The following is a 13,101-nucleotide window of genomic DNA, read 5'->3' on the forward strand; positions in this document are numbered from 1 at the left end:
TCTAACGCATGTCGCGCACGAGAACGACGAGCAGCGTCACGTTGAGAATCACCAGGAGCGCCGCCGCAACGCTCGCGGCGACGGTCGTGTACCACCGATTGACCGAGCTCCCGAGCACGCTCCGTTCGGAAGTGACGACCACGAGCGGAACCAGCGCAAACGGGATCCCGAACGACAGAACCACCTGACTGAGAACGAGCGCCCATGTGGGTGCAAGGTTCAGAGCCAGGAGCGCGAGCGCCGGTATCAGCGTAATCAACCGACGCAAGAGAAGCGGAATTCGAAACGCGAGCAGCCCGTGCATGATCTCGGCCCCCGCGTACGCACCGACGGACGTCGAAGCCAGCGCCGATGCGAGCAGGCCGACCGCGAAGAACGTCGGCACGACGGCCCCGACCGTTCGCAGCGCATGGTAGGCCCCCTCGAGCGTGTCGGCGATCACCTTGCCCTCGAGGGTACTCGCGGCGAGCAGAAGAATGCCGAGGTTCACCGAGCCCGCCACGGTGAGCGCGATGGTCACGTCCCATCGTGTGGCGCGCAGCACGTGGTCTCGCGCCGAGCCTTCTTTCACCCGGCCGAAGCGATCGCGCGTGAGTGCCGAGTGTGCGTAGATCGCGTGAGGCATGACGGTGGCGCCGATGATCGAGGCCGCCAGAAGCACGGAGTCCGTGCCCTCGAAACGAGGCAGGAGCCCCGCCAGCGTCGCGGTTGGACTAGGTGGTGCCAAGAAGAGGCCCGCCGTGAATCCCACGGCGATGATCACCATCATGGCGGTGATGGTCCGCTCGAAGGGTTTTGCGCCGCGGTGATTCTGAATGGCCAAGACCAGCATCGAGACAACGCCGGTCAAGAGCCCGCCGAGAAGACGCGGAATGCCGAATAGCAACGACAGCGCGATGGCCCCACCGACGACTTCGGCAACGTCCGTGGCCATGGCGACGAGCTCCGCTTGTAGCCAGTAGAGGCGACGTCCCCACACGTTCGTCAGACGACGCCCCATGATCTCCGGCAAGCTGAGGCCCGTCACGAGCCCCAGCTTCGCGGAGAGATACTGGACGAGCCACGCGACGAGATTGGCCGCGACGACGACCCATACGAGCAAGTAGCCGTAGCGAGCTCCCGCCGTCATGTTGCTCGCGACGTTGCCTGGATCGAGGTAGGCAACCCCGGCGACGAACGCGGGGCCCAGCAGCGACACGATCCGAGGCCTCCGCCACGAAGGTGGCCGCAGAGCCGGCGTCGCAGTGGGCGGAAGAGCAACCGAAGGAGCGTCGTTCAAGGAGACCACCCAATCCGCATCGTTGATGCTCGGGGTCAGTCGGCGAACGAGGGCTCGTGGGACTCGTTCGAGCTCTGCGTGCGCTGGCTCATCGTTGCGCCCTCCGGCAGGACAAACTCGGAATGACCGTGCAAACCGACGACCAGACGGCCGGCCCGAACCGAAGGGCCGACGCGTCCTTCCGCTCGGAAAAATCCGCCCTCCGCCGAGAGCGAGCCTTGAGGGAAAGTGCCCCAGTGGCGAAACGCCCCCCTCGCGGAGCACTGGCGTTTCAGACTCCCTCGTCGAAGCTGGTCCGGTTCCGAGAATTGGCGTCTAATGACGGCTCACTCGTTGCGAGTGATGGGGGTCTTCGATTCGGGCGAAATGACGATGAGCGCACGCGACTCTTGGGAAGTCTTCGACGACGAACGGCCCTTCGCGGGCGTCATCTACGGGCGACAACGCGTGCGCACCGTGGTCATCGGCATCGGTGACGGCGGGCTGCTCGTCTTCAGCCCCGGGGTACCACTCGCAGAGCGCCTGTGGAGCGAACTGGAGGCCTGGGGCCGACCACGCTTCCTCTTGGCGCCGAATCACTTCCACAACGCGGGGCTCGCGACCTGGAAGAGCCGATATCCCACGGCACGGATCGTCGCGCATCCGACGGCACTCCGCCGCCTCCGAAAGAAGGTGCCGGGCGTCGAGATTGACGACCTCACCGTGCTCGAAGCGGCGTTGCCGGCCGGCGTCCGCGTCTTCAGCCCTCCCTCCGCGAAACAAGGAGAGACCTTCGTTTCGGTCGCAACGAAAGACGGCCCCGCCTGGGTCTCGTGCGACGCCATCATCAACGAGCGCCGGCTACCGGGCGGCCTCGCGGGGACGGCCATTCGGCTTCTCGGCTTTCGCGCCGGGCTCATGACCAATCCGGTGTTCAAGCGAATCTTCGTTCGCGACAAGAGCGCCTACAAGGACTTCGTGCTGGGCGAGCTCGATCGCGAGGCACCTCGCATGTTCGTCCCGTGTCATGGTGATCCGCTCCGTGGTGACGACGTGGCCTCTCGGCTGCGCGCAATCACGTCCGCGGCTTGACGTACACCTCGAGCAGCACCTCGGTCCCCTTGAGCAGCGGGAAGAGGTAGCTCGCCTTCATCAACGCGCCGCCGAGTGCGGCCGATCCATCGTGGGCGAGCGACGTCGGCATGATGCCGAGGAAGCCGTTCACTCCGAAACCGACGAACATGAGTCCCATCAGGATCCGTTCGGCGGTGAGCAAGCTACGCGCGAGCCGCTTCACGGTCTCTCGTCGCGAGCCCTCATTCACGTCGTCCTGGTGAGCCGTCTGCGTATTCATGTCGTCCTCTCGTGGTGATGACGTTCGAGCCCCTCCTATTTCGACAGCCCGCCCGAACTTTTTTCGCGACCGGCGAATTCCGGGCCAATTCGCGGCGATTCCGACGCTCGAGGTCCCCCATCTTTCGCCTTTGCATGCGCCCGCAGTCCGCGGCAGTCTCGTCGTCCATGGCGCGCGTACTGGTCCCTCTGCCCGATCGCGATTTCGACCTGACGGAGGTCGCCGTCCCCTGGGCGGTCCTCTCGGAAGCAGGCCACGACGTGGTCTTCGCCACCGAGAACGCCACGACTCCCGCCTGCGACCCCAAGCTCGTCACGGGCGTCCTGTTCGGACAGCTGGGAGCGAAAGAGGAGCCCAAGCGTCTCTACGCCGAGCTCGAACGCTCGCCCGCCTTCCGCGCCCCGATCGCCTGGCGCGACATCGATCCCACGACGTTCGACGCCCTCGTCCTTCCCGGCGGCCACGCCCAGGGCATGAAGCAGTACCTCGCGAGCGAGCTTCTCCAATCGAAGGTCGCCGCGTTCACCCGCACGGGGAAACCCTTCGGCGCCATCTGCCACGGCGTCATCGTTCTCGCCCGGGCGAAAGATCCGGACACCGGCAAGAGCGTTCTCCACGGCCGCACGACGACTTGCCTCCCGAAGTACATGGAGCGCATCGCGTACTACCTGACGTCGTGGAAGCTCGGTCGTTACTACCGAACCTACGACGCCTACGTTGAAGACGAGGTCAAAGAAGCCCTCGCCTCCCCCTCCGACTTCCTCCGCGGCCCCATCACCCTGACGACCCACGGCACCGCCACCCAAGACACCTGCGCATTCGTCGTCGAAAACGGCCCCTACGTCTCCGCCCGCTGGCCCGGCGACGCCTACTTGTTCGCCCGCAAACTCGCCGAGCGACTCCGCACCTAGCCCAACGTCGACTTCTCTTCGCCATAGCGACGCGACTCGCTCGCGTGGTCGTCATCCTTTCCAAGGTGCGCGATCCGCGGTTGTCGCGCCTGCCGACGGTGGAGGACGTCCCTGTGGCGACATCCGCGGAGCGAGTCCACCTCCTCGGGGAGGAGGCGTGTTGTCGTCCTACGTGAAGCGTCCGCCCAATGAGTCATCGTCTGAATGCGTGTCATTGCCCGCGGAAGGGTCATCGACCTTCAAGGCAGCCCTCGAAGCATTCAACAAATAGAAGCTCACATTGATGAGCAGAACGCTTCTGCGGCGGGATTGAAATTCAGCCTCGAACTTTGATTGGTGCAGTTTCCCGTCGGAGCCAAAATACGCGCGTCATCGAGCGATGATGGACGCATTGCGTTCGCTCCCACGTCCCCTCGAACGAGGCCCGACGAGGGTTTCGTTCGAGGCCATCACGCCTTCAAGCAAGGGCGGAACCGACTTGCAGTCTCCGTGGTCGTCACCGCTCGGCCGTCGGGCGCTTCATCGAAGCGGTCCTGTTTCGCGAGATCGTTCGGCAGATCCGCGCGCTGCACGCGCTGGGGTGGGGCGAGAAACGTATCGCACGCGAGCTGGGCATCGCTCGCAAGGATGTGCCACTGCGAACGCTGCAGCGACTCACGCCACATCGGCAACAGAAACGGGCTACAGAGGCTGCAAACGGTCCGTTTCGAGACCGCGCCCGGGCACCAGATCCAGATCGATTTCGGCGAGAAATGAATCGTCATCGCAGGCGTGCGACCCAAGTGCACCTGCTCGTGGCTGTGCTCGGTTACTCTCGCCGAATCTTCGTTCGTGCATCGCTGAGCCAGTCCTCGCGGAGGACACTGAGGCAAAGCCGACGACCTTCGTGAACGAGGACACGCGAGTCATTGAGGCCGTCACTCATCGAGCGAGCGCTTCGAATAGAGTCCGACGCGGCTGCGAGTCCTCCGCGAGCTGCCGGCCGCCCGACACTTGATTCGAGCGGTTGTTTCCCATGCGCGCGCTGGATTCGATCGCGCCGCCGATATCGGCGCGCGTATGCGCGGCGCGGCTCGACGTCGACACGGCGGGAGATTGCGAGACCGGCCAGTGCCTGTCGGTGTTCTAGGCGGAGGGAGAAAGGCCGGGCTCGCCATTCGTGCGCGCTCGCCCTAGGGTGGGCGCGTCATGACTCCGATCCTTCGCCGCGCGCTGCCGAGCGACGTCGTCGCTCTCTCCGAGGTTGGCAAGACCACGTTCGTCGAGACGTTCGGGCACTTGTACAAGCCAGAAGACCTGGCGGCGTTTCTCGAGCACGCCTACAGCCTCGAACGAACGAGCCGAGATCTCGCCAATCCCGACAAGGCATCGTGGATCGTGGAGTCCGGCAGCGAGGTCATCGGATACGCACTCGCCGGTCCGTGTGGGCTTCCTCATCCCGAGGTGAAGCCGGAAGACGGAGAGCTCAACCGGCTCTACATGAAGCGTGGTCACCAGAGCGGCGGTCTCGGCTCGCGCATGTGCGCCGAGGCCCTGGCGTGGCTCGAGAGCGTTGGTCGACACCGCATCTGGATCGGCGTGTGGTCCGAGAACTTCGGGGCCCAGCGATTCTACGGACGCCTCGGCTTCGAGAAGGTCGGCGAGTACCTCTTTCCCGTCGGCGAAACGCGCGATCTGGAGTTCATTCTTCGTCGCGGCTGAGCGACTCGAAGACGAGAGGGGACGATGAAGAACGGCAAGATCCGCACGTACGGCGACTGCGTGGCAGTCATCACGGGCGGCGCATCGGGGATCGGTCGCGCCATCGCGGAGGAGCTCGCGCGCCGTGGCGCAGCGGAGATCATCGTCGCCGACTTGCAGAAAGACGCCGCCGCCGAGACGGCCACCGCCATCCGCGGCCTCGGCGGACGCGCCACCGTCGTCGATCTCGACGTGCGAGACGACGACGCCGTTCGCCAGCTCGCAACGAGCACCTTCGAGCGCTTCGGCCGCGTCGACTACGTCTTCAACAACGCCGGCACCGGCGTCATGGGTGAGACCCACCTGCTCCAGAAGCGCGAGTGGGATCTCCTCATCGACGTGAACATCCGGGGCGTCGCAAACGTGGTCCGCGCGTTCTACCCTCGCCTGGTCGAGCAGAGCTTCGGGCACATGGTCAACACGGCCTCCTGCGCCGGCCTCATGTGCACGCCGTTCCTCTCCGTGTATTCCGCAACGAAACACGCCGTGGTCGGGCTCTCGAAAGCCATGCGCGTGGAGGCCACGCGATTCGGCGTGCGCGTGAGCGCCCTCTGCCCCGGCGCCGTTCGTACGCCGCTCCTCACCGGTGGAGCGATCGGCGGCTCGATCTACGAGCTCACCGACGAAGAGAAGCTCGCCTTCTGGGAGAGCATGAAGCCAGGCGAGGTGACGCCGTTCGCGCGCGACACGCTCGACGCGGTCGCCAAGAACGAAGGCATCATCGTCTTCCCCAAACACAACCGCACCCCGCTCACGCTCTTCCGACTCCTACCGAGGCTCGAAGAGACGATCTTCGGGAAGCTCCACGCCAAGACGCTCCGCGACTTCCCGGCGATCGCCTCGATGATACGTCGCCGGGAAAAGCAGAACTGACGCGCGCGCTCAGCGAACGGGCGTCGCGGCGTCGGCGCCCACCGTGGTCGTCCACGGTCGAACGCGCCACTTCTCGACGAGCCCGTTCTTCACGTACGGATCGGCGTTGGCAAACGCCTCGGCCGCCGCCGGCGAATCGCCTTTGAACAGCAGCACGGCCGTATCCACCGGCTCGGTGAGCGCTCCGCCGAGAACGAGCTCACCTCGCTCGACCGCCGCCCACGCGAGCGCCAAATGCTCGGAGCGGAACTCCCCACGTCGCTCGAGATACGTGGGCGCCAAGTCATACATCAGCAAGAAGTGCATCGGATACCTCGGCGCGGCATCTTACAGCGCAACTCAGTTGCGCTGATTGAATAGTCAAACGGAGTTCGCGACAGACTTGTGCAAAGGACCGAGGATTTCGGGGCCCTCGCCCACCGTGGGCCCCGAAATCCTCGGTCCACGCAAGTGGTCGCCGCAGTAGCGTTCTCGCCGGAGTCGTGCGGTCCGATTGGGCGACGTGCGTTCGCGCACCTCCTGAGTTAGAACCTGATGGGTGTACGGCGGCCAATATCCCCAGGCTCAGTACCGGCCGCATCCGGCACATCAGGCGCCTGGCTTTCCGCCGCCGCCGCCACCGCCTCGCTCGGGGCTCTCTCCGCTGGCCATCGTGCTCATCGTGCTGGCAGGCGTCTTCGTCCTCGGCACCGGATCGTGCATCCTGCTCGGTGGACTCGTCTTGCTCGGAGCCCAGGCCGAAGACGACGCTGCGAACGCAGGCGCGACCTCGACCGCGCCGAGCAGCAACGTGGCTTCCAAGGGTGCTGTCCCGACGACACCTCCGAGCACGCTCGCGCCCACGACCGAAACGCCAGCGGCAGGCGATTCGCACGACGACGGCGATCCCGCGAAGGCAAAGAGTGCCCCCTCGAATGCCGGGACCGATGGGCGGACGAAGTACATGTGCAACGCCACCGGTTGGGTGCGCGTGTGCGGCTTCGCCAACGTGTGCTCGAACCAGCTCGTCTCCGGTATGGGCGTCGGCTACGACCGCATGTCGGCTTCGATGATGGCGAAGAACGCGTGCGAGAACATGGCTCGCATCAAAGGAGGCGGCGGCGTTTGCACCGTCGCCTGCTCCGTTGCGAAGTGATTCAGCTTAACGCGGCGTCGATGCGGCCGAGGCCGCGAATCACGTCTTGTTCGTCGTGATAGAGGCCGAAGCCGAAGCGCAGGCGATTGCCTCGCACGTCGGTCACGACGTTCGACCCGAGCAAGCGGTCGTGGATGTCCGCGGCGGCCGGAGTGTCGAAGGTCAGGAACTGCCCACGGCTCGTTTCGGCGAGCGGAACGACGAGCTGTGACTCGCGGAGGACGATCGTCGTCTTGCGAAGCTCCTCGACGAAGAGCTCCTGCAGCCCGTGCGAATGCGCATGGATTCGTTCGACCGTGATGTTCTCGCGATCGAGCCAGTCCATGACGGCGTTGAAGCGATAGAGCGCGCTCGGATCGAAGGTGGCGCCCATGAAGCGACCGCCGTCCGGCGCGTAAGCAACGCTGTTCGATTGCGCGTGCGCCAGCGCACCGAACGACGCATACCAGCCCGTATTTCGCGGTCGCTCGCCGTATCCCGGGGGCGCGTGGAGGAAGCAGCCGCCCTCGCCCGCCATCGCATATTTGTAACCGCCGGCCACGTAGAACACGCGATTCTCGAGCTTGGCGAGGTCCACCGGCAACGCGCCGAATGCGTGATAGCCGTCGATGACGACGAACGTCTCCGGACGAACGTTGCCGATCAACGACTCGAGATTCGGGACGGCATATCCCGAATTGAAGAACACGTGGCTCACGTAGACGAGGTCGAACTCGCCCTTGGTCGCCTGCTCGGCGAAGCGCTCACCGAAGGTGGCGAACGGCTGCGTCGGAACGCGAACGACCTCGAGCAAGCCATCTTCTTCCAGTCGCGCAGCCTGTCGCGAGAAGGAGTGGAACTCGGAGTCGGAGGTGAGCACGCGCGGCGTACGACTCGTGGGCAGGCACGACAGAATGCGAACGAAGAACTCGTGCGTGTTGGGCGCGAACGCGATCGTCTTCGGATTCGAGAGACCGAGTCGCTTCGCGACGTGCCCCTGCGCGCGCGGAATCACGTTGGCGAAGATCGCTTCCCACTTCTGGTCGGCCAAGCGCGCCGCGTCTTGCCAGGCCTGCACGTGTCCCTCGAAGCTCGCATCCGGCCACAGGTGATGGCTGTGGGCCGCGAAGTGGATGCGCTCGGGGTCGGCCTCGAGAAAGCGTCGGAAGTGGTGCTTGTAGCTCACGCGCGCGAGCCTAGCCGCGTTCGGCCCGCGTCACGAGTGTGGAGCGCGCCGAACAGGGCATCGAAAGACCGAATGGCCGAGCCTGCAAGGGTTTCTCCTGGCTGAGCTGGTCGACGAGCCTGTGCCCACCTCGGCGCCCGTGATCCCACGCGACGGGGACCGGAAGCTACGACTGGGCGAACATCGCGCGGAAAATCTCGCGTGCGCGATGCAATTCGTCGATCGGCACCCACTCGTTCGGCCCGTGCGCCTGGGCGATGTCGCCGGGGCCGAAGACGACCGCATCGACCCCGTTCGCGGCCAGCACGGCGGCTTCCGTCCAGAACCCGAGGTCGATCGGAGCTGCGGCGATCTTGCCGAGGAGCGGCTCGAACGACTTCAGGTCGCGCGTGGCGAACGTGGGGTTGTCACGCGTGAAGCGTGTCTTCGCTTCGGGGAGGGCCTTCGCGATGATGGCTTCGAGCTCCGCGCGAATGGCCACGGTGTCGAACCCCGGCGGCGGCCTCAGGGAGACGACCAATCGGCCATGCGCGGGGATCACGTTGAATGCGACACCACCTTCGAGCTTGGCGAGGTTGAGGCACATGCCCTCGAAGCCCTTGGGCCCGACGTCGCGATGTGCGCGCGCCCAATCGTCGAGCGCAACGCCGAGCCTCGAAAGCATGGCAATCGGCGAAGGCAGCTTGTCGGCGAGCGACGAATGCCCGCCAGGGCTCGTGACGTCGACCTCGAACGAGCCGATGCCGCGGTGGCGGGTGCCGGCACGGAGGTTCGTCGGCTCGCACACGATCGCGCGCTCGAGACCGGCAAAGTGTGCACTGCCCACGAAGTCGCGAATGGCAACGCCACTCCACTCTTCGTCACCGGAGAAGAGAATGCCGGTATCGGTGGGCTTCGCGTCGTCGAGCGCCGAGAGAATGGCCGCGGCGGCGCCCTTGGTATCGGCCGCACCGAGCGCATAGAGGCGGTCACCTTCGATGCGCGGAACGAACGGGTCGGACGACCAATCCGCGTTCGGGGGCACGGTATCGAGATGGGCGTTCACGAGCAGCTTCGGCCGCCCGAATCGCGCGTAGACGTACGATGACGGCTTGCCTTGGGCCCTGGGCGCGTCGGCCACGGTGACCTCGTCGGCCCCGCGCGCCCGCAAAAGGGCAGCCAGGTGATCCGCGAGAGGGCGTTCGTTGCCCTCCTCGACGTCGGTACGGAAGGCGACAAGCTCGGCAAGAAGCGAGACCGGATCACTCATGACGTCGTGCCGATTATCCCGCCGACCGGCGGGCGTCCACATCGTCGCGCTCGTGGTGCACGGGTTCCGCAGAAAGGCACGCGCGTGAGCTCGCGCCGCACGTCGAGGTCGCAATTGAAGACCTGAGTGAGACCTCGCAACGCGGCGGTCTCCGGCCGCTCGCATTCGTCTTGCCGCGAGCAGCGCGCACGAGATCGGGTGGTAGGGTTTGGGATGGCGAAAGACATCCTCTATGCCTACGTCGACGGCGCGGACCTCGAGAGCGTCGTCGATCAAATCGAAACTCGACTCGATGAGCTGGTCGGGACGCGCAGTTGGATTTCGTCGGACGTCTGGGTGGTCAACCAGCGCGAAGTCGAAGCCTCCAATGCCGTCCACTGGGATCTCGGACTGAACCTGGCCCTGCCGAAGAAGAGACCGGCGGGGTGGTTCGACGACATCCAGGCAATCGTCGATACGCTCGTCGTCCTGCAACGCGAGACCGGTCGGCGATTCGTCATCGGTGTCTCGAACGAACGCACCGGGGAGACGGAAGATCTCCTCTTCGTGCGCGACGGCACACCGGACATCGTGAAGCTTCGGACCGCCCTCGACGGCGCCGTCGAAACGTCACGTGCGGGTCGGCGCGCCGATGGTGGAACCGATAACGAGCGACCTCGTCCGACGTCGGCACGGTAGAGACGAACCGGCACCGCCCGTTCGACGTCTCGAGGTTCCGAAGAAGTCGCTCGTATTCCGCGCGGAACAGACGGTGCGCTTCGACGGCAACGGGTCGAAGCGCAGGCCGTCGCTCCATGCTTCGAGGCGCGTCGAGAATCGATCAGGTCATCGGCCAGCCGACACGCGACAGATCGGACCTGCGAAGCACCACCGTCTCGGTGTGGTTGCCCTTCGGGATGTAATAGTGGCTGCACATGACTCGGCTCCACACGGTGCTGATGAGGGCCATGCAGCCGCCCACGCCGCCCGCCAGCGTCCAGACTGCAAGCGAGGGTTTCGGCCCCGCAATCGACGCGAGGCCCGTCAGGATGCCTCCCACGCCGACGACACCGAACAACATGCACTCACGAAGCGTGTTGATGGGGCTCAACCGGAAGTGGGTGACCTGATCGAACGTCGCCACCCCCGCGAGCTGTCCCTTGCGATAGATGGCGAGACGACGATCGGGTGAGAGCACCACCGAGGTGCGGCGCTTTCGACGCCAGAACTCCCAGAAGCCGAACACGAAGATGGCGACGATGGCGCCGCCGGTGAGCTGCAGCATCGGCAGATCGAAGCCGCCTTCTTGGATGGCGGTGATCACAGCGCCGATCACGCCGAGAACCCCCGCCACGACGACGGACGCCGGAAACCACCCGAAGGTCTCATCGATACGAGCCGCGGCCGGCACGTCGACGAGGCGGAGGGGAGGTGCGCCCATCCCTTGGGGACCGCCCGGTCCTGGCGGCGGCCCCGGCGGGCCATACCCCGGGGGTCCAAACCCCGGCGGACCACCTGGTCCCATGGGATGGGGAGGAGTACCGAAACCACCTGCGGGCGGTGCGCCGTAATTCATGCGCGCCCAAGGCTAGCGCAATCCCGATGGGTATGGCTCGGCCGATTGGCACGCCCCCGGCCGCTCGAAACGGTGCGTGTTCTCGGCTGGCTCCGTGGAGATTCGTCCCCGGCGACGTCGGATTCCCAACGCGACGGTCACGTGAACCCAAACGGAAACCGAACGAGTTCCGGGGCGGCGAGCACGCGAGCACGCGAGCACGCGAGCACGCCGAGCCCGTCACCAGTGAGGAACCGGCGCCGACCATCTGTACGCGATGACAGGTCAATCGGCTTGCCAGGCTCCGACGTCGATCGCCCATGCCGCGTCGCAGCACAGCGGGCCATGGACGGACGCTCCTCCCGGACAAAGAACGAGTCATTGCGGCCGGATATGGGCGGACGCGTCGGCGTAAGACGATCTTCACGCTTCAATCGAGCGCTCGGTTGATCGGCGCAAGGGGCTTCTCGTAATCTCGATGGCAGGACGGTGACTTCATGCCTGCCTCAAGTCTCCTAGACCTGGCATCGCGCCTCCGAGCATCGCTCGATGGGCCTACAATCTTCACCTGCATCAACACCCGTCTGATCTTGCAGACAGGTGTAAACCTCAAACAAATCTCTTCCGAGCAGGATCGCGACCCCGCCGTGATCCGCAAAGTGGAATCAGCGCTCGCGAACATGGGCGTCACGTTGGGAGCGAAGTAGTCATGTCGCAATCCGCATTCTCGACCGAGAAAGACTCCCAACTGGCAGCGCGCGAAATCACGTCGAAGCTCACCGCCGCCGACGCTGCGCTGGTGGTGTTCTTCGCTCACGTCGACCACGACGGCGTCATCCTCGGCGATGCCCTTCGCAAAGCCTTCCCCAACGCCTCCGTGATCGGGTGCTCGAGCAACGGCTCGTTCGCAGACGGCGGCAACGCCCAGCACGCGGTCTCGGCGATGATCATCGAACGCGCCGTCGCGCCCACGTGCGCCGCGGACCTCGCGCGGATCGATGGCGGCGTCGACGTTGGCATCTCGGCGTCGACCGAGCGATTGAGCCGAAAGCTCGGACGCCCCCTGCGCGACATGCCCTACGACACGACGGTTGGCCTCGCCCTCGTCGAAGGCGCCACCCGACACGAAGAAGCGATCAATGCCGCCCTCGGCAACGCAGCTCCGTTCGTTCGCTTCGTCGGTGGCTCCGCCGGCGACGACATCAAGTTCTCGAAGACCTGGGCCTACTGCGATGGCGAATTGGCGGCCGACGGCTGCGCGCTCGCCGTGCTGGGGACGGCGGTGCCGTTCGAGATCATCCACGCGTGCAATTTCGAATCGACCGGCCGCTCCGTGAAGATCACGAAGGTAGGCACCGACGCGCGGATCGTCGAAGAGATCGACGGCATTCCGGCGACGACGTGGTTCGCCGAAGAGGCCAAGAAGTCCCCCGAGGAGCTCGGTTTCGGTGACTTCCTCATGCGGCCGCTCGGCCTCATGATCGAAGGCACCGCCTGGCTACGCAGCGGTGTCCGCGTCGAGGGCAAGGGCGTCCTCTTCGCTTGCCAGATCATCGAGGGCACGTCGCTCGACGTGATGCGTCCGCTCGACCTCGTGGCCGACACGCGCGACAAGCTCGCCGAGGTCGAAAGCCGACTCGGTCAGATTCAAAGCGCCGTTCTCTTCAATTGTGCCTATCGCATGATCGAAGCGAACATCCACGGCTCGACGGCCGCGTACCACGAAGTGCTCTCGCGGTTCCCGCATGCGGGCTGCCACACGAACGGCGAGACCCACCTGGGTCACATCAACCAAACGCTCGTCGGCGTAGCGTTCGGCAAGAACTGATTCGCGCGCACCTGATTCGCTCGCACATCAGACAAACGCCCGTGAGCCACGGAC

General features: G+C 65.3%; 14 protein-coding genes. 7 read left to right on the plus strand and 7 right to left on the minus strand.

All coding sequences use genetic code 11. The annotated features are described in order from the left end of the window. Nucleotide 1: 1 nt before the first annotated feature. Nucleotides 2–1,231 (minus strand): Nramp family divalent metal transporter, encoded by a 1,230-nt coding sequence (locus AKJ09_RS09575; protein WP_420814277.1) that lies wholly within the window; start codon nucleotides 1,229–1,231, stop codon nucleotides 2–4. Nucleotides 1,232–1,621: 390 nt separating this feature from the next. On the opposite strand from AKJ09_RS09575, the gene AKJ09_RS09580 reads away from it, so the two are divergent. Beyond that, nucleotides 1,622–2,350, plus strand: coding sequence for a hypothetical protein (locus tag AKJ09_RS09580; RefSeq protein WP_146646893.1), 729 nt, complete (start codon nucleotides 1,622–1,624; stop codon nucleotides 2,348–2,350). Here the strand turns inward: AKJ09_RS09580 and AKJ09_RS09585 are convergent. After that, on the minus strand, nucleotides 2,334–2,612 hold the full coding sequence (locus AKJ09_RS09585) for a hypothetical protein (protein WP_146646894.1): 279 nt from the start codon (nucleotides 2,610–2,612) through the stop codon (nucleotides 2,334–2,336). The genes AKJ09_RS09580 and AKJ09_RS09585 overlap by 17 nt on opposite strands. A 167-nt stretch (nucleotides 2,613–2,779) precedes the next feature. Between AKJ09_RS09585 and AKJ09_RS09590 the strand changes: the two genes are divergently transcribed. After that, nucleotides 2,780–3,523 carry a type 1 glutamine amidotransferase domain-containing protein gene (locus tag AKJ09_RS09590; RefSeq protein ID WP_146646895.1) on the plus strand — a complete coding sequence of 248 codons (744 nt, stop codon included), beginning with the start codon at nucleotides 2,780–2,782 and terminating at the stop codon, nucleotides 3,521–3,523. Between the two features lie 449 nt (nucleotides 3,524–3,972). On the opposite strand, the gene AKJ09_RS56040 is transcribed toward AKJ09_RS09590, so the two are convergent. After that, nucleotides 3,973–4,305 (minus strand): hypothetical protein, encoded by a 333-nt coding sequence (locus tag AKJ09_RS56040; RefSeq protein WP_146646896.1) that lies wholly within the window; start codon nucleotides 4,303–4,305, stop codon nucleotides 3,973–3,975. Nucleotides 4,306–4,711: 406 nt separating this feature from the next. On the opposite strand from AKJ09_RS56040, the gene AKJ09_RS09600 reads away from it, so the two are divergent. Both AKJ09_RS09600 and AKJ09_RS09605 read left to right on the plus strand, forming a co-directional pair. Further along, complete coding sequence (locus AKJ09_RS09600; protein ID WP_146646897.1) at nucleotides 4,712–5,224, plus strand: GNAT family N-acetyltransferase; 513 nt, start codon at nucleotides 4,712–4,714, stop codon at nucleotides 5,222–5,224. A gap of 24 nt (nucleotides 5,225–5,248) precedes the next feature. Continuing rightward, nucleotides 5,249–6,136, plus strand: coding sequence for an SDR family NAD(P)-dependent oxidoreductase (locus AKJ09_RS09605; protein ID WP_146646898.1), 888 nt, complete (start codon nucleotides 5,249–5,251; stop codon nucleotides 6,134–6,136). Nucleotides 6,137–6,145: 9 nt separating this feature from the next. Here the strand turns inward: AKJ09_RS09605 and AKJ09_RS09610 are convergent, their stop codons facing one another. Beyond that, nucleotides 6,146–6,442, minus strand: coding sequence for a YciI-like protein (locus AKJ09_RS09610; RefSeq protein ID WP_146646899.1), 297 nt, complete (start codon nucleotides 6,440–6,442; stop codon nucleotides 6,146–6,148). A 232-nt stretch (nucleotides 6,443–6,674) separates the two neighbouring features. Here AKJ09_RS09610 and AKJ09_RS09615 point away from each other — a divergent pair, with 232 nt between their 5' ends. Next, entirely contained in the window at nucleotides 6,675–7,271 is a 597-nt protein-coding gene (locus tag AKJ09_RS09615; protein WP_146646900.1) for a hypothetical protein, read from the plus strand. Nucleotide 7,272: 1 nt separating this feature from the next. On the opposite strand, the gene AKJ09_RS09620 is transcribed toward AKJ09_RS09615, so the two are convergent. Both AKJ09_RS09620 and AKJ09_RS09625 read right to left on the minus strand, forming a co-directional pair. After that, on the minus strand, nucleotides 7,273–8,436 hold the full coding sequence (locus tag AKJ09_RS09620; protein ID WP_146646901.1) for an aminotransferase class V-fold PLP-dependent enzyme: 1,164 nt from the start codon (nucleotides 8,434–8,436) through the stop codon (nucleotides 7,273–7,275). A 166-nt stretch (nucleotides 8,437–8,602) separates the two neighbouring features. After that, on the minus strand, nucleotides 8,603–9,685 hold the full coding sequence (locus AKJ09_RS09625) for a M20 family metallopeptidase (protein ID WP_169927407.1): 1,083 nt from the start codon (nucleotides 9,683–9,685) through the stop codon (nucleotides 8,603–8,605). 213 nt (nucleotides 9,686–9,898) lie between these two features. On the opposite strand from AKJ09_RS09625, the gene AKJ09_RS09630 reads away from it, so the two are divergent. Further along, nucleotides 9,899–10,363: a hypothetical protein gene (locus AKJ09_RS09630; protein ID WP_146646903.1), complete on the plus strand. Its 465-nt coding sequence runs from the start codon at nucleotides 9,899–9,901 to the stop codon at nucleotides 10,361–10,363. A 142-nt stretch (nucleotides 10,364–10,505) separates the two neighbouring features. On the opposite strand, the gene AKJ09_RS09635 is transcribed toward AKJ09_RS09630, so the two are convergent. Next, nucleotides 10,506–11,240: a hypothetical protein gene (locus tag AKJ09_RS09635; protein WP_146646904.1), complete on the minus strand. Its 735-nt coding sequence runs from the start codon at nucleotides 11,238–11,240 to the stop codon at nucleotides 10,506–10,508. Nucleotides 11,241–11,928: 688 nt separating this feature from the next. Here AKJ09_RS09635 and AKJ09_RS09640 point away from each other — a divergent pair. Further along, entirely contained in the window at nucleotides 11,929–13,047 is a 1,119-nt protein-coding gene (locus tag AKJ09_RS09640; RefSeq protein ID WP_146646905.1) for an FIST signal transduction protein, read from the plus strand. Nucleotides 13,048–13,101 lie beyond the last annotated feature (54 nt).

The organism is Labilithrix luteola, from assembly GCF_001263205.1.
Lineage (GTDB): Bacteria > Myxococcota_A > Polyangia > Polyangiales > Polyangiaceae > Labilithrix > Labilithrix luteola.